The organism is Cupriavidus sp. 207A1, assembly GCF_057798955.1.
This window is the reverse complement of the sequence record NZ_JBYOJO010000003.1, coordinates 322232-336377: the sequence shown is the minus strand read 5'-3', so window position 1 is coordinate 336377 and position 14146 is coordinate 322232. Positions and strand designations below refer to the sequence as shown.

The 14146-nt window shown below is 64.9% G+C and carries 14 protein-coding genes; 5 read left to right on the top strand and 9 right to left on the bottom strand.

Annotated elements, in window-relative coordinates; all coding sequences use genetic code 11:
- The first annotated feature begins 34 nt into the window (after positions 1 to 34).
- On the top strand, positions 35 to 553 hold the full coding sequence (locus AC3FMM_RS07195; RefSeq protein WP_115709807.1) for a hypothetical protein: 519 nt from the start codon (positions 35 to 37) through the stop codon (positions 551 to 553).
- A gap of 35 nt (positions 554 to 588) precedes the next feature.
- Here the strand turns inward: AC3FMM_RS07195 and AC3FMM_RS07190 are convergent, their stop codons facing one another.
- The 6 genes from AC3FMM_RS07190 to AC3FMM_RS07165 all read right to left on the bottom strand — a co-directional run bounded on the left by AC3FMM_RS07190 (position 589) and on the right by AC3FMM_RS07165 (position 6025).
- On the bottom strand, positions 589 to 1065 hold the full coding sequence (locus tag AC3FMM_RS07190; protein ID WP_488686341.1) for a ferritin-like domain-containing protein: 477 nt from the start codon (positions 1063 to 1065) through the stop codon (positions 589 to 591).
- A 71-nt stretch (positions 1066 to 1136) separates the two neighbouring features.
- Positions 1137 to 1568 carry a universal stress protein gene (locus tag AC3FMM_RS07185; RefSeq protein WP_115709809.1) on the bottom strand — a complete coding sequence of 144 codons (432 nt, stop codon included), beginning with the start codon at positions 1566 to 1568 and terminating at the stop codon, positions 1137 to 1139.
- A 194-nt stretch (positions 1569 to 1762) separates the two neighbouring features.
- Positions 1763 to 2506, bottom strand: a complete 744-nt coding sequence (gene phbB, locus AC3FMM_RS07180; RefSeq protein ID WP_115709811.1) for an acetoacetyl-CoA reductase — start codon at positions 2504 to 2506, stop codon at positions 1763 to 1765.
- A 277-nt stretch (positions 2507 to 2783) separates the two neighbouring features.
- Positions 2784 to 3341 (bottom strand): TIGR01841 family phasin PhaP3, encoded by a 558-nt coding sequence (phaP3, locus tag AC3FMM_RS07175; protein ID WP_115709813.1) that lies wholly within the window; start codon positions 3339 to 3341, stop codon positions 2784 to 2786.
- 344 nt (positions 3342 to 3685) lie between these two features.
- A complete protein-coding gene (gene aceB, locus AC3FMM_RS07170; protein ID WP_414247500.1) occupies positions 3686 to 5272 on the bottom strand; it encodes a malate synthase A in 1587 nt (528 codons plus the stop codon).
- A gap of 51 nt (positions 5273 to 5323) precedes the next feature.
- Positions 5324 to 6025, bottom strand: a complete 702-nt coding sequence (locus tag AC3FMM_RS07165; protein WP_018007656.1) for a haloacid dehalogenase type II — start codon at positions 6023 to 6025, stop codon at positions 5324 to 5326.
- A 291-nt stretch (positions 6026 to 6316) separates the two neighbouring features.
- Between AC3FMM_RS07165 and AC3FMM_RS07160 the strand changes: the two genes are divergently transcribed.
- The gene (locus tag AC3FMM_RS07160) at positions 6317 to 7267 is read left to right on the top strand and encodes a LysR family transcriptional regulator (RefSeq protein WP_115709818.1); all 951 of its coding nucleotides are present in this window, start codon (positions 6317 to 6319) and stop codon (positions 7265 to 7267) included.
- Positions 7268 to 7445: 178 nt separating this feature from the next.
- A complete protein-coding gene (locus AC3FMM_RS07155; protein ID WP_012353026.1) occupies positions 7446 to 7880 on the top strand; it encodes a universal stress protein in 435 nt (144 codons plus the stop codon).
- A 79-nt stretch (positions 7881 to 7959) separates the two neighbouring features.
- On the opposite strand, the gene loiP is transcribed toward AC3FMM_RS07155, so the two are convergent.
- Both loiP and aceA read right to left on the bottom strand, forming a co-directional pair.
- Positions 7960 to 8721 (bottom strand): metalloprotease LoiP, encoded by a 762-nt coding sequence (gene loiP, locus AC3FMM_RS07150; RefSeq protein ID WP_326346927.1) that lies wholly within the window; start codon positions 8719 to 8721, stop codon positions 7960 to 7962.
- Positions 8722 to 9376: 655 nt separating this feature from the next.
- On the bottom strand, positions 9377 to 10672 hold the full coding sequence (gene aceA, locus AC3FMM_RS07145; RefSeq protein ID WP_115680433.1) for an isocitrate lyase: 1296 nt from the start codon (positions 10670 to 10672) through the stop codon (positions 9377 to 9379).
- Between the two features lie 574 nt (positions 10673 to 11246).
- On the opposite strand from aceA, the gene AC3FMM_RS07140 reads away from it, so the two are divergent.
- Both AC3FMM_RS07140 and AC3FMM_RS07135 read left to right on the top strand, forming a co-directional pair.
- Positions 11247 to 12287 (top strand): isocitrate/isopropylmalate dehydrogenase family protein, encoded by a 1041-nt coding sequence (locus AC3FMM_RS07140; RefSeq protein ID WP_116312692.1) that lies wholly within the window; start codon positions 11247 to 11249, stop codon positions 12285 to 12287.
- Positions 12288 to 12358: 71 nt separating this feature from the next.
- On the top strand, positions 12359 to 13681 hold the full coding sequence (locus tag AC3FMM_RS07135) for a CitMHS family transporter (RefSeq protein ID WP_326346928.1): 1323 nt from the start codon (positions 12359 to 12361) through the stop codon (positions 13679 to 13681).
- A 46-nt stretch (positions 13682 to 13727) separates the two neighbouring features.
- Here the strand turns inward: AC3FMM_RS07135 and AC3FMM_RS07130 are convergent, their stop codons facing one another.
- Positions 13728 to 14144 (bottom strand): gamma-glutamylcyclotransferase family protein, encoded by a 417-nt coding sequence (locus AC3FMM_RS07130; RefSeq protein ID WP_116312694.1) that lies wholly within the window; start codon positions 14142 to 14144, stop codon positions 13728 to 13730.
- Positions 14145 to 14146: the final 2 nt, after the last annotated feature.

Here is a 14146-nt window from a genome sequence, read left to right as displayed (position 1 = left end):
GGTCCCCATCCGCAGTGCTTACCGGAGACCCACCATGCGCCATCGCCTGTCCGTCTGGCTGGCCGCCACCGCGGCGACCCTGCTGTGTGCCTGCGCAACGCTGCAGCCCGTGCAGACCGCGCAGAAAATGATCGGCAGCCCGCAGAGCGCCGTGCGCGATACCTTCGGCGCGCCTTCCGAAACCTACCCGCTCGCCAACGGCACCAGCCGCTGGATCTATTCCAAGCAGCCGCTGGGCTTCGAAGTGTATGCCGCCGACTTCGACGCCGGCGGCAAGCTGACCAGCTTCCGCCAGATGCTGACCGAGAAGGAAATCTACGCCGCCCGCCCGGGCGTGTGGACCAAGCAGGACGTGGCCGAGCACTTCGGCCTGCCGCGCGAGCCGGTCGAGTACTACCCGATGATGAAACGCGAGGCGTGGTCGTACCGGCTCTACGCCGGCGCGTTCCAGCCGGCGCACTTCAGCGCGTACTTCGACGAGCGCGGGGTGCTGGACCGCACCATGATCATCGTCGATGCGATCGGCGGGGATGCGCGCGATGGCAGCAAGTGAGCGGGCCGGCAACAGGCCGCCATGCCATGTCGGCCCTATCCCGGGTCGGCGCGCCTGGCCGGATCCGGCATCATTGGCGCGCCCGGCTTGCGCAGCATCTTCTCGACCTCGCCTGCATGCAGCTCTTCGAGCTGGATCAACTGCCGCGCATACTCCTCCAGCGCAACGGAGCGGCCCTCGACCAGGCCGAGCAGTTCTCGGTACAACGCCAGCGCCTCCTGCTCCGTGGCCAGCGACTCGCGCAGGATCGCGCCGATATCCTGGGTGTGGGCGTCCAGCAGCTCGCCGATGCCGAGCGAGGGATAAGCGCCAAGAGTGGTGATCCATTCGCCGGCCTGCTGCGCATGCAGCAGCGACTCGTTGGCCTGCTCGCGCAGCCACGACAAGATCGGGATGCGCCCGAAGCCGAAGATCAGGAACGAATAGTGCGTGTAGCGCACCACACCGGCGAGCTCGGCCTCGAGGATCCGGTTGAGGACGCCGACAACCTTGTCCTGTTCGATGTCCGCCATGGCAGCACCTCCCTGTGGGTGAAGTCCAGCCGCAGGCCCGCAGCGCGCGCCTGCGCCCTGCTCCCGCGCCATCAGCGGTAGACCAGCACGGGAACCCGGCAGTGGGTCAGCACCTTCTGCGTTTCACTGCCGACCAGCAAGGCATCCAGGCCTCTGCGGCCGTGCGACGCCATGAAGATCACATCACACTCGTGCCTTGCCGCCGCGTCGATGATGCCCTTGTAGGGAACGGTTGCCGTCATGTCGGTGGCGCAGGGTACGCCCGCCGCCCTGGCGGCGGCAACCACCTCTTCCAGCCGCGCCCTGGCCCGTTCGGCTTCCTGCTCTTCGAAGGCCTTGCGCCTGGGATGGCCGGCGTCGCCCGATGCCAGGTAGGGATACTCCTCCATGCAGGTATAGGCAGTCAGCCTGGCGCCATCGGCCTTGACAAAGCCGATCGCCGCTTCCATCGCCATCCTTGAAAGTTCCGAGCCATCGGTGGCCAGCAAGATGTGCTTGAACACGATTCCCTCCCAATGCGTTGGTTCGCGGCGGAGGTGAGGCGCTCCGCCGGCCAAGCTTCAGTATGGACAAGAATCCGGCCTGCGGCGGAACGCAGCGATAGCCGGCGGCCGACGCCGGGCCGGCGCGCTTGCGACATGGGAAGCATGGACGGAAGCGGGCCAGGACCCTTGCCGGGATCCTGGCACCGTCTTCCTTACTGCATGTGCTGCCCGCCGTTGATGGCGATATTGGAGCCGGTCACATAGGCCGCGTCCTCGGAGCACAGGTAGGCGATCAGTGCGGCCACTTCCTCCGGCTTGCCGACGCGGCCCACCGGGATCTGCGGCAGGATCTTGGTCTCCATGATCTCCCTGGGCACGGCGTTGACCATCCTGGTGGCCAGGTAGCCCGGCGAGACCGTGTTGACGGTCACGCCCTTGCGCGCCACTTCCAGCGCCAGCGACTTGGTGAAGCCGTGCATGCCGGCCTTGGCCGCGGCATAGTTGGTCTGGCCGAACGCCCCCTTGGAGCCGTTCACCGACGAGATATTGATGATGCGGCCCCAGCCGCGCTCGACCATGCCCTCGCACAGCGGCTTGGTGAGATTGAACACCGAATCGAGATTGGTCCGCATCACCGCATCCCAGTTCGGCTTGTCCATCTTCTTGAACGCCATGTCGCGCGTAATGCCGGCATTGTTTACCAGGATGTCGACCTGGCCGACGTCGGCCAGGATGCGCGCGGCGCAGGCCTGGCAGGCGTCATAGTCGGATACGTCGACCTCATAGGCGCGCATCTCGCGGCCGCTGGCCGCCATCGAGGCCAGCCACTCCCCGGCGTTGGCATTGCCGGGCGAGTGCGTCACCACCACGGCATGGCCGGCGTCGTGCAGCCGGATGCTGATGGCTTCGCCGAGTCCACCCATGCCACCTGTTACCAATGCGATTCTCTTCGTCATGCTGATTGCGTCGTTCGTGAGTTGAAAGACCCCTGCCTTGCAGGAGGGGACATTCCCCCGGTAGTCCCCGAGCAAGTTCCCGCTACCGTCGCGCAGGCAAAGCGCGGCCATGCCGGGCCGGACCGTGCCGGGTCCCGGTGCGCATGGATGAGGCGGGAAGATATGGTGTCGCAGTGCCACGGGCCCGGGAACGCTGGGTTCCCGGGCCTGCATGCCTGCGATCTGTGTGCAGCGCGCGCTCCGGCCTGGCCGGGCCAGCGCTGTGTTCGCGGTGCTGTTACGCCTTGGCGGCGCGCGGCGTAGCGTTCGCGGCCGTGGCCGAGGCGGCCGCGGCGGTCTTGGCAAAGTTGGCCTTGGCGACTTCGGCGGTCTGCTTGGCGGCGTCCTGGAACGACTGGTAGGTATTGCTGGCCGCGGCGACGCCCGACTGCAGCAGCGCGGTCAGCGCCTCCGAACCGGCCGGCGCATTCTTGACGAAGGTGTCGACGAAAGCCTGGACGTTGCGGTTGTGCTGTTCGTACTGGGCTTCGACCGCCTTGCTCAGCTGCGCCTGGGTATTCGAGGCGATTTCATACACGTGGCGCGCATACGCCACCGCCTTCTCGGCAGCCGGCTGGGCCTGGTTGCCCTGGGCCGCGAACACTTCGCGCAAGTCCTTGCCGGCCAGCACCGCTTCGACGTTTTCCTGGCCTTCGGCGAGCGTGGTCCTGAGGGTCTGCAGGTTCAGCTCGGTCAGCTTCTGGAAACCTTCAAATGCCGTGTTCGTCAGCGCGAACAAATGGCTCACGTTGGACTTCTGCGCCGCAGCAAATTGTTCGGGCGTAAAAGGTGACATGCAGATCTCCTGTGGGTGGATCGGGACGGAATGGCGCGCCGGCGCTGGCACTTGGTCGTCGACAAGTCGTCCCGACCGTGCCGCGCCACCAATCTTGCAGCGCACCATGAAACCCGCATCCTAGAGTGTTTACTTCAATTCAGGCCCTAGGGATAAACCCAAAAAGTATTGAAGTCAGGACAAGAAAGGTGCAGCCTTCGGCGCTTAAGTTACAAGTACTTACGCTGTATTGCTGCACTGCATGACAGATGTAAGGCGGGCTTAATGCGGCGGCCGAGCGCGGCGAAGCAAAAAAAAACCGCAGCCTGAAGCTGCGGTTTTCCTGACTGCAAGTGCCGACTTGCTCAGACTTCTTCGTACAGCGGCAGCGTCAGGAACTCGGCAAAGTCCTCCGACGTCGACATCTGCTCGAAAATCTCGGCGGCGCGGTCATAGGTGCTGGTGTCGCCACCAACCAGTTCCTTGACCTTGGCCAGCTCTTCCGGGATCAGCTTGCGCACCAGCTCGGCCGTGACCTTGGTGCCGTCTTCCAGCTTGCCCTTGGGCGAGCGGATCCACTGCCACACCTGCGAGCGCGAGATCTCGGCGGTGGCGGCGTCTTCCATCAGGTTGTGGATCGGCACGCAGCCGTTGCCGGCCAGCCAGGCGCCCAGGTAGTGGATGCCGACGTTGATGTTCATGCGCAGGCCGTGCTCGGTGATCGGCGTTTCCGGCTGGAAGTTCAGCAGGTCGGCACCCTTCACCTGCACGTCCGGACGCTGCTTCTCGAACTGGTTCGGCTTATCGCCCAGCACCGCCACGAATTCCTTCATGGCCGGCTCGACCAGGCCCGGGTGCGCCACCCAGCCGCCGTCGTAGCCGTCGGTGGCATCGCGGCGCTTGTCGCTGATGATGCCTTCCATGGCGATGGCGTTCTTCTCCGGATCGTTCTTGATCGGGATCAGCGCGCTCATGCCGCCGATGGCGGGGGCGCCGCGCGAGTGGCAGGTCTTGAGCAGCAGCAGCGCATACGAGCGCATGAACGGCGCGGTCATGGTGACCTTGGCGCGGTCGGCCAGGCAGAAGTCCTTGTCGTTCTTGAACTTCTTGATGCACGAGAAGATGTAGTCCCAGCGGCCGGCGTTCAGGCCCGCGCTGTGCTCGCGCAGCTCATACAGGATCTCTTCCATCTCGAACGCGGCGAGGATGGTCTCGATCAGCACGGTGGCCTTGATGGTGCCCTGCGGCAGGCCGATTTCGTTCTGCGCCATCACGAAGATGTCGTTCCACAGGCGCGCTTCCAGATGGCTTTCCATCTTCGGCAGGTAGAAGAACGGGCCGGCGCCGCGCGCGATCTGTTCCTTGGCGTTGTGGAACAGGAACAGCGCGAAGTCGAAGATGCCGCCCGAGACGCGCTTGCCGTCGATGGTGACGTGCTTCTCGTCCAGGTGCCAGCCGCGCGGACGTACCTGCAGCGTGGCGATCTTGTCGTTCAGCTTGTACTGCTTGCCCTTGGATTCCAGGGTCAGCGTGCGGCGCACGGCGGCCTTCAGGTTGACCTGGCCCTGCAGCTGGTTGTGCCAGTTCGGGGTGTTGGAATCCTCGAAGTCGGTCATGTAGCTGTCAGCGCCCGAGTTGAAGGCGTTGATCACCATCTTGGCTTCGACCGGGCCGGTGATTTCCACGCGGCGGCATTCCAGCGCCTTGGGCACCGGGGCAACCTTCCAGTCGCCTTCGCGGATGCTCTTGGTTTCCGGCAGGAAGTCGGGCACCTCGCCGGCGTCCAGGCGCTTGGCGCGCGCGACGCGCGCGGCCAGCAGCTCCTGACGGCGCGGCTCGAAGGCGCGGTGCAGCTTGTCTACCAGGGCCAGGGCTTCCGGCGTGAGGATATCTTCGTAGGCCGGCAGGATTTCGCCGGTAATCTTCATGCCCGCGGGCAGCGTGATAGCCATCTGTGTTCTCCTGTTAAACGATAGCGATAGCTTTGGTTGTTGGGCGCCCTGCTATGCCGCCACGCCACGGGCGCGGACGAATTCGAGCAGGTCGTTCATGTCGTGCCCGGTGCCGGCGGGGGCGACATCGAGCCGCTCCGCCGGATGGCCGGCACGGTTGATCCAGAAAGTGGTGTAGCCGTACCAGGTGGCGCCGCAGGCGTCCCAGCCGTTGGACGAGACGAACAGCATCTCCTGCGCCTCCAGGCCGAAGGCCAGCGGCCCCAGCGCATAGGCGGCCGGCGCGGTCTTGTACTGGCGCACCGCATCGACCGACAGCACGTGGTCGAACAGTCCGTGCATGCCGGCGCTCTTGACCGAGATGTCGAGCATCTCCGCGTTGCCGTTGGACAGGATGCCCAGCGGCAGCCCCGCCTTGCGCAGGCGCTTCAGTGCACCCAGGTTTTCCGGGAACGCCGACAGGCACGCGTATTCCTTCAGCAGTTGCGCCTCGGCGGCTTCGTCCAGCGGCAGACCCAGGCGCTCGGCGGCGTAGCGCAGCGCGTCCACGGTGATGGCCCAGAACGGCTTGTAGTGCGCGCCGTCGGGAGCGGCCATGGTGCGGATGCGGGTGTAGTCGATCTGGCGGTCGCGCCACAGCAGCGCCAGCGCTTCGCCGCGGCCCGGGAACAGCTGCTCCGCGCGCGCGGTGACGGAATACACGTCGAACAGCGTGCCATAAGCATCGAAGACGACGGCGCGGATCTTGTTCATGGGAGCCTGGACAACTGCAACGGTACGGGGCAACTGCGTGAGCGGCGGCCAGACCACAGCTGCGTGGCTCTGTACACCATTGAATGCATCGAATTGTAGGGAGACGCTGCAGTGCGGCAAAGTGGCCGTCGGTCACTTGATCTTTTACTTTTACACAACTAATCTTGGCTGACTAAAACAAAACTCCGCACCAAATCCTCTTCACTGGTGACCAAAGGCCCGCCTTGGCACCCTTTGCGTGGCCAGCGCGGCACCCCGCGGGACCTTCCGTGCAACTCAGGCGAAACATTCGTGGACCATTTCAAACAACTGGAGACCTTTGTATCCGTCGCCTCGCGCGGCAGCCTGTCCGCCGCCGCCGCGGCCGAGGGCGTGGCGCCCGCGATCATCGGCCGGCGCATCGATGCCCTGGAAGAGCGGCTGGGCGTCAAGCTGCTGGTGCGGACCACGCGCAAGATCAGCCTGACCTTCGAGGGCTCGGCGTTCCTGGAGGATTGCCAGCGCATCCTGAACGACCTGCACAACGCCGAAGCCAGCGTCTCGGCCGGCGGCGTCAAGGCCAGCGGCCACCTGCGCGTGACCGCACCCGCAGGTTATGGGCGCAAGCACGTGGCGCCGCTGGTGCCGCTGTTTATCGAGTCGCACCCGGACGTGTCGATCACGCTGGACCTGTCCGACCGCGTGGTCGACCTGGTCAACGAAGGCTTCGACTGCGCCATCCGCCTGGGCGACCTGCCCGATTCCAGCCTGGTGTCGATCCGGCTGGCCGAAACCCGCCGCGTGGTGGTGGCCGCGCCGGAATACCTGGCGCGCGCCGGGCGCCCGAACGCGCCGGAGGACCTGCAGCGCCATAACTGCCTGGCCTTCGGCACCAGCGCCAACATGCAGCGCGGCTGGGTGTTCCAGGAAGAAGGCCGCGCCGTGACCGTGAAGGTGGGCGGCACCATGGAATGCAGCGATGGCGCGGTGCTGCACGAGTGGTGTCTGCAAGGCAACGGGCTGGCCTGGCGCTCGTGGTGGGAAGTCGGCAGCGAGATTGCCAGCGGACGGCTGGTGACGGTGCTGGACGAGTTCCAGGCGCCGCCGATCGGCATCCATGCGGTGTTTCCGCAGCGCAAGCACTTGCCGCTGCGGGTGCGGCTGTTTATCGACCACCTTAAGAACACCTACGGCAATCCGTCCTACTGGCGGCGGGCCGAGCAGGCCGCGGCGCTCCCCGTGGCGGAAGTGCTGGCGGACTGAACCGCGGCAGGCCGCGGGCGTGCCGAGGATCCATCCGGACGCCATTGACATTACGCAATGACCTTCTCGGCACACTGACTACAATGGATTCAAGACGGGCGTTGCCCGGCGCCGCGGCCCTGCCGCGAACCGGCGGGCCGCCGCCCTGCCCCGACCCTAGTCAGCAAAGGAGCCCCGCATGTTCCAACATATCCTGCTTCCCACCGACGGCTCGGAACTCTCCAAGAAAGCCATCAACGGCGGACTGGAGCTCGCCAAGGCCATCGGCGCGCGCGTCACGGCCTATGTCTGCCTGGAGGAATACCCGTACACGCCGTTCAGCGAAATCGTGGTCGAGGCCCCGCAGGCGTTCAAGGACCGCATCGAGAACCAGGCCAAGCTGTATCTGAAAGAGGTCGAGAACCTGGCCACTGCGGCCGGCGTGACCTTCGACGCGGACATGTCGACCTTTGCCGTGCCCTACCTCGGCATCATCGACGCTGCGGAGCGCCACGGCTGCGACGTCATCTTCATGGCCTCGCATGGCCGGCGCGGGCTGTCGGGCCTGCTGCTCGGCAGCGAGACGCAGAAGGTCCTGACGCATACCGACATTCCGGTGATCGTCTACCGCTGAACCAAGGCGCAGCGCGCCAAAGCAAAACCGCCCGCACCGGCATGACCGGTGCGGGCGGTTTTTTGCTTGCACGGGCGACTTACGAAGCCTTGCTGATGCGCTGCTCGATATGCTTGGCGCGGTCTTCCGAGCCCGGGTGCGACGAGAACATGCTGGACTTGCCGCCGTCGAGCTTGGCCAGCTTCTGGAACGCAGTGACCAGGCCCTTGGTGCTGGCCTTGTTCTTGGTCAGCAGGTCGAAGGAATAGTCGTCGGCCGCGGTTTCCTGCGACTGCGAGAACTGCGCGTTGATCAGCTTCTCGCCCAGTTCGCCCAGCTGCGATTGCGACAGCGCCGCCACCGCGCCATTGCCGGCCGACGCCGCCGCGCCGCGCGCCGCGGTGGCGGTATAGGCCACCTGCATGGCCTTCTTGGTGTGGCCCAGCGCCACGTGGCCCAGTTCGTGGCCCAACACGCCGCGCACCTCGTCGTCGGTCATCATGTCCATCAGGCCGCTGTAGACGCGCACGCAGCCATTGGCCATGGCCCAGGCGTTGACGTCCTTGGTCAGGTAGACCTTGGCATTGACGTTGGGCACGTCGCTGTTCTTCAGCCCGCTCATGATCTTGACCAGGCGCTTGTTGTAGGTGCTGTTGGCAGCGGCGATCTTGTTGGTCTTGTCCGATTCGGCGCAGGCCTGGTCCGACAGGCTCTTGACGTCGGCGTCCGACAGCGTGGCCGCCTTGGCCAGCGAGGTGCCGGCGCTCAGCATGCCGTCGACATTGGTGGGCATGCCACCGGAACAGCCGGCCAGCAGTGCCGCCGCGACGGCGCAGGCAGCGAGCGAGAGAGTTGCTTTCATGATGTTGTTCTGGGTGAAGTGGCTCGGAGAGTGCCGATAAAGGCTCCGGCACTTTAAGCCATCTGTCCGCGCCAGGGAATCACCCAAATGCTGCAAGCCGCCAGAAATGACAATTTGTTGCATTTGGACAATCTCTCAGATCGAAGGGGCGCAAAAAATGCGGCGGCCCCGGGCGTGTTTGCATCGATCCCGCAGCGAGACTGCGAGGTCCGGCGGCAGCCGGTCGCTCAATGCTGAGTGGCGCAATCGCACCGCAACAAACCTTTACAAATCCGTCCGTGAAATCCCGGACCGGTGCCCTAGCCTGTTCCCATGCTTTCGAGGGAGATGGCCATGCCTTCGTCAAGAGACACATTCAAATTGCGTCGACCTGGGCGTCGCACGATGAACTGGCACGACGTCGCCCTGATCGCGATTGGATGGGTTGGCCTGTGTCTCGGCGTGGGGTGGACCCTCTCCAAGGCGGCTGGCACCTTCGAGTGAATCGCCAGTACGCGCTCCTGCAGTCGGCCGCATGTACGGCAGTCGCATACGAACAAAAAAAATCGCGCCGTCCCTGAGAGAGAACGGCGCGTCGCCTAAAAGAGAGAGCGTGATGGTCGCACGCCCCCCCGATCCCGCCGGACCCACGAGCCGGCGGGAGTGACCAGGAGAGTCAGGCCACTTTCTTGTCTTCGAAGAACTGCTCGTCTTCGGTCGAACCCTTCAGCGCGGTCGTCGACGACTGGCCGCCTTCGATGGTCTGGGTCACGGCGTCGAAGTACCCGGTGCCGACTTCGCGCTGGTGCTTGACCGCGGTGAAGCCCTTCTCGGCGGCCTTGAACTCGGCTTCCTGCAGTTCGACAAACGCGCTCATCTGGTTGCGGGCATAGCCGTAGGCCAGGTTGAACATCGAATAGTTGAGCGAGTGGAAGCCGGCCAGCGTGATGAACTGGAACTTGTAGCCCATCGCGCCCAGTTCGCGCTGGAACCTGGCGATGGTGGCGTCGTCCAGGTTCTTCTTCCAGTTGAACGACGGCGAGCAGTTGTAGGCCAGCATCTTGCCCGGGAAGCGGGCGTGCACGGCCTCGGCAAACTTCTTGGCGAATTCGAGGTCCGGCTTGCCGGTTTCGCACCACACCAGGTCGGCCACCTCGGCGTAGGCCAGCGCGCGCGAGATCGACTGTTCCAGGCCGTTGCGGACGCGGTAGAAGCCTTCGACGGTGCGCTCGCCGGTGCAGAACGGCTTGTCGTTGTCGTCGATGTCCGAGGTCAGCAGGTCGGCGGCCTCGGCGTCGGTGCGGGCGATCACCAGCGTCGGCACGCCGGACACGTCGGCGGCCAGGCGGGCGGCGGTCAGCTTGGCGACGGCTTCGCGGGTCGGCACCAGCACCTTGCCGCCCATATGGCCGCACTTCTTCACCGAGGCAAGCTGGTCCTCGAAGTGCACGCCGGCGGCGCCGGCCTCGATCATGGACTTCATCAGTTCGAAGGCGTTCAGCACGCCGCCGAAGCCCGCTTCCGCGTCGGCAACGATGGGGGCGAAGAAGTCGGTGTCGCCCGTACCTTCGCTCCACTGGATCTGGTCGGCACGCTGGAAGGTGTTGTTGATGCGCTTGACCACCTGCGGCACCGAGTTGGCCGGGTACAGCGACTGGTCAGGGTACATCTCGCCAGCCAGGTTGGCGTCGCCGGCGACCTGCCAGCCCGACAGGTAGATCGCCTTCAGGCCCGCCTTGACCTGCTGCATGGCCTGGTTGCCGGTCAGCGCGCCGAGCGAGTTGACGAACGGCTCGGTATGCAGCAGGTGCCACAGCTTTTCGGCACCACGACGCGCCAGGGTGTGCTCGACCTGAACCGAACCACGCAGGCGCACCACGTCTTCGGCGGTGAAATTACGCTTGATGCCCTTCCAGCGCGGATTGGTGTCCCAGTCTTTTTGCAGGGCCTGGATCTGCTCTTGGCGGTTCATGGTCGCTCTCCTGAACGTGATTGGGAATGGCTGAGGATCTCGTGCTCGCCTGACTCGGGCTGCGTCGTGTCGCCGCTGCGTTAACCGCTGTTTTAGCGCCCGATGTCCTGTGTCTTATATAAGAGTGTAGAGAACGCTACCGCGTTGCAACAACCCCCAACCCTGCACCCCACCAAGATTTATTTTTCTTTTAAATCATTGGCTTGCAGAAAATATTTCACGATACGGGACAGAATCTTCCATCATGAGAAATGGCGTTGTGCCACGCAAACGGGGATTTTTGCGGTCCAAAACCTTTTTCCACATCGTGAAAAATCGGCGGATGTGGCGCAAGCTGCTAGTGGACGCGGCTCGTCTGCAGCGCCCTGGGCGCCGGCGCGCCGTCGATATGTTCGCCCGGGCCGCCGGTTTGCCGGGCGCATCGGCGCCCCCGCGTAAACCCCGATGAAACAGTCGGCACTTTGACAGTTTGCTGACAGCCTTCCCCACCTAGAATCCGCCCCTTGTTGATTGGGGCTGCCGCGATGTCGAAATCATCCGGCAGCGAAACGCTCACTTCACGAAAGGACAGCCAATGCAAGACCGTGCACGCGAACAGATTTCCGCCACGCTGATTCCCGGCGATGGGATCGGCCCCGAAGTGGTGGACGCAACCGTCAGGGTGCTGGATGCACTTGGCGCTCCCTTTGCCTGGGATGTCCGGCACGCGGGCATGGCTGGCATCGACTACTGCGGCGATCCCATGCCGGAAGAGACGCTGGACAGCATCCGCCGCACCGGCCTCGCCCTGAAGGGCCCGCTGACCACGCCGGTGGGAGGCGGCTTCCGCTCGGTCAATGTGCGCCTGCGCGAGACTTTCAATCTCTATGCCAATGTGCGCCCGGTGCGCACGCTGGTGCCGGGCCGCTTCGAGGATATCGACCTGGTGCTGGTGCGCGAGAACGTAGGCGGCTTCTATGTGGCGCACGACTATTACATCCCGGTCGGCGACGACCCGCATGCGGTGGCGGTGTCCACCGGCACCAACACGCGCGAGGCCTGCCGGCGCATTGCCCGCTTCGCCTTCGAGTACGCCGTCAGGAACGGCCGCAAGAAGATCACGGTGGTCCACAAGGCCAACATTCTGAAAGCGCTCACCGGCATCTTCCTTGACGCGGCACGTGAGGTGGCGAAGGACTACGCCGGCCGCGTGGATCTCGACGACATCATTGTCGACGCCTGCGCCATGCAACTGGTGCTCAACCCGTGGCGCTTCGACATGCTGCTCTGTACCAACCTGTTCGGCGACATCCTGTCGGACCAGATCGCCGGGCTCGTGGGCGGGCTTGGCATGGCACCGGGCGCCAACATCGGCGACCAGGCCGCCATCTTCGAGGCGGTGCACGGGTCGGCGCCCGACATCGCCGGCAAGGGCATTGCCAATCCGATCTCGCTGATGCTCGCCGCCGGCCTGATGCTCGACCATGTGGGCCGCCAGGACCTCGCCACGCGGCTGCGCGCGGCGATCGCGCAGACCCTCAACCAGGACCAGGTGAAGACCCGCGACCTGCAGGGCACGGCCTCCACGCTGCAGTTTGCCGACGCGGTAACGCAACGCCTCGTTTGCGCCAGCTGAATCGCGCCACGCCAGACAACCGCCACGCAGCGCCCCGCAAAGCCTGCCCGGCAATGAGATATTGAAGAAAGATGTTGACCCTGCTCGCCTACTCCATGGTGATCGTGTTCATGGCACTGATCATGACCAAGCGGCTCTCGGCGATGGTGGCGCTGATCCTTGTTCCCATTGCGTTCGGCGCGATCGGCGGCTTCGGCCCGGATCTGGGACCGATGATGCTGGATGGCGTCAAGAAGCTGGCGCCGACCGGCGTGATGCTGATGTTCGCGATCCTGTATTTCGGCCTGATGATCGATGCCGGCCTGTTCGACCCGGTAGTGCGCGTCATCCTCAAGCTGGTGGGCGGCGACCCGGTCAAGATCGTCGCCGGCACCTTCGTGCTGGCCGCGCTGGTATCGCTGGACGGCGACGGCTCGACCACCTATATGATCACCTGCGCCGCCATGCTTCCGCTCTACAAGCGGCTGGGCATCAGCAGGCTGGTGCTGGCCTGCGTGATCATGATGGCGGGCGGGCTGATGAACATCCTGCCCTGGGGCGGCCCGACCGCGCGCGCCGCAAGCGCGCTGGGCGTGGATGTGGGGTCGCTCTTCGTGCCGATGATCCTGCCGATGGTCGTCACCGGCATGTGGGGCCTGTTCGTGGCTTTCCTGCTTGGCCGGCGCGAACGCAACCGGCTCGGCCACATCGCGCTGATGACCGCCGGGGTGGGCGAATCCGGCCATGGCGCCGCGGAGGTTGCCACCGGCGATCCGCAGATCGCCAGGCCCCGGCTGCTGTGGTTCAACCTGGCGCTGACGCTCGGCCTGATGGCAATGCTGATCCTCGGCATATTTCCGCTGCCTGCGCTGTTCATCGTGGCGTGCGCCATCGCTCTGATGGTCAACTACCCGAGCCTGCATGAACAGAAGGAGCGGATCGGCGCGCATGCGGCCAATGTCGTACCGGTCGTATCGCTGATTTTTGCCGCCGGCATCTTCGTCGGCATCCTGTCGGGCACCAAAATGGTCGACGCGATCGCCAACAGCGTCATCAGCGCCGTGCCCGACTGGATGGGCCCCTACATGGCGCTCGTCACGGGCGTGCTGAGCGTACCGTTCACGTTCTTTATTTCCAACGACGCGTTCTACTTCGGCATTCTGCCGATCCTGGCCAAGGCCGCCGCCGTCTACGGCATCAGCGCCGCCGAGATCGGACGCGCCTCGCTCATTGGCCAGCAGGTTCACCTGCTGAGCCCGCTGGTCGCGTCGACGTACCTGCTGGTCGGCCTGGCTGAAGTCGAGTTCGGCGACCACCAGCGCTATACCCTGCTATGGGCGCTGTCAGCGGCGCTGGTCATGATGCTGGCCACCGTTTTCCTTGGCGTGATCCCCATCGTTGGCCAGTCTGCGTGACAGAGATCCCGGCCATTCCCTGCACTCCGGCAAGGAATGGCTCGGATCACGCAGCGGCGTGATCGCGGGCGCGGCGATAGGCCACCCAGTCGCCGCTGTCGATGCGCGGCAGCGTGGCCGCCGCGGCTTCAGCCACCGGATACAGCAGGCAGGCGACAGGCTGGCCGTTGTGCTGCACCGCCTGTTCCTCGCGCACGAACAGCGTGGCCTGGCCCGGATAGACCTCCTCGATCTCGTCCAGCACCGGCAACAGGGCGTCGGCAATCTCGTAGATATCGCCGACCACCGGCCCGCCGCCGGCGTCCAGCACCAGGCCGGGATAAGTGCCGAAGTCATAAAGCCTGCCGGCCACAGTACCCGTGCCCAGCAGCGTGGGCGCGGCAATGCCGTGGCGCAGGGCTGCGGCGTTCAGGTCGTTGACCTCGCCGGCGCGCAGCGTGCCATAGACGAAGACGCGCGGCATGC

Bases quoted from the DNA above. Each gene is read 5' to 3' on its own strand.
- AC3FMM_RS07130 (WP_116312694.1), bottom strand. From the start codon at position 14,144: ATGCCGCGCGTCTTCGTCTATGGCACGCTGCGCGCCGGCGAGGTCAAC.
- AC3FMM_RS07165 (WP_018007656.1), bottom strand. From the start codon at position 6,025: ATGAACAAGATCCGCGCCGTCGTCTTCGATGCTTATGGCACGCTGTTC.
- AC3FMM_RS07155 (WP_012353026.1), top strand. From the start codon at position 7,446: ATGTTCCAACATATCCTGCTTCCCACCGACGGCTCGGAACTCTCCAAG.
- AC3FMM_RS07135 (WP_326346928.1), top strand. From the start codon at position 12,359: ATGTTGACCCTGCTCGCCTACTCCATGGTGATCGTGTTCATGGCACTG.
- AC3FMM_RS07190 (WP_488686341.1), bottom strand. From the start codon at position 1,065: ATGGCGGACATCGAACAGGACAAGGTTGTCGGCGTCCTCAACCGGATC.
- AC3FMM_RS07195 (WP_115709807.1), top strand. From the start codon at position 35: ATGCGCCATCGCCTGTCCGTCTGGCTGGCCGCCACCGCGGCGACCCTG.
- loiP (WP_326346927.1), bottom strand. From the start codon at position 8,721: ATGAAAGCAACTCTCTCGCTCGCTGCCTGCGCCGTCGCGGCGGCACTG.
- aceB (WP_414247500.1), bottom strand. From the start codon at position 5,272: ATGGCTATCACGCTGCCCGCGGGCATGAAGATTACCGGCGAAATCCTG.
- phbB (WP_115709811.1), bottom strand. From the start codon at position 2,506: ATGACGAAGAGAATCGCATTGGTAACAGGTGGCATGGGTGGACTCGGC.
- AC3FMM_RS07140 (WP_116312692.1), top strand. From the start codon at position 11,247: ATGCAAGACCGTGCACGCGAACAGATTTCCGCCACGCTGATTCCCGGC.
- aceA (WP_115680433.1), bottom strand. From the start codon at position 10,672: ATGAACCGCCAAGAGCAGATCCAGGCCCTGCAAAAAGACTGGGACACC.
- phaP3 (WP_115709813.1), bottom strand. From the start codon at position 3,341: ATGTCACCTTTTACGCCCGAACAATTTGCTGCGGCGCAGAAGTCCAAC.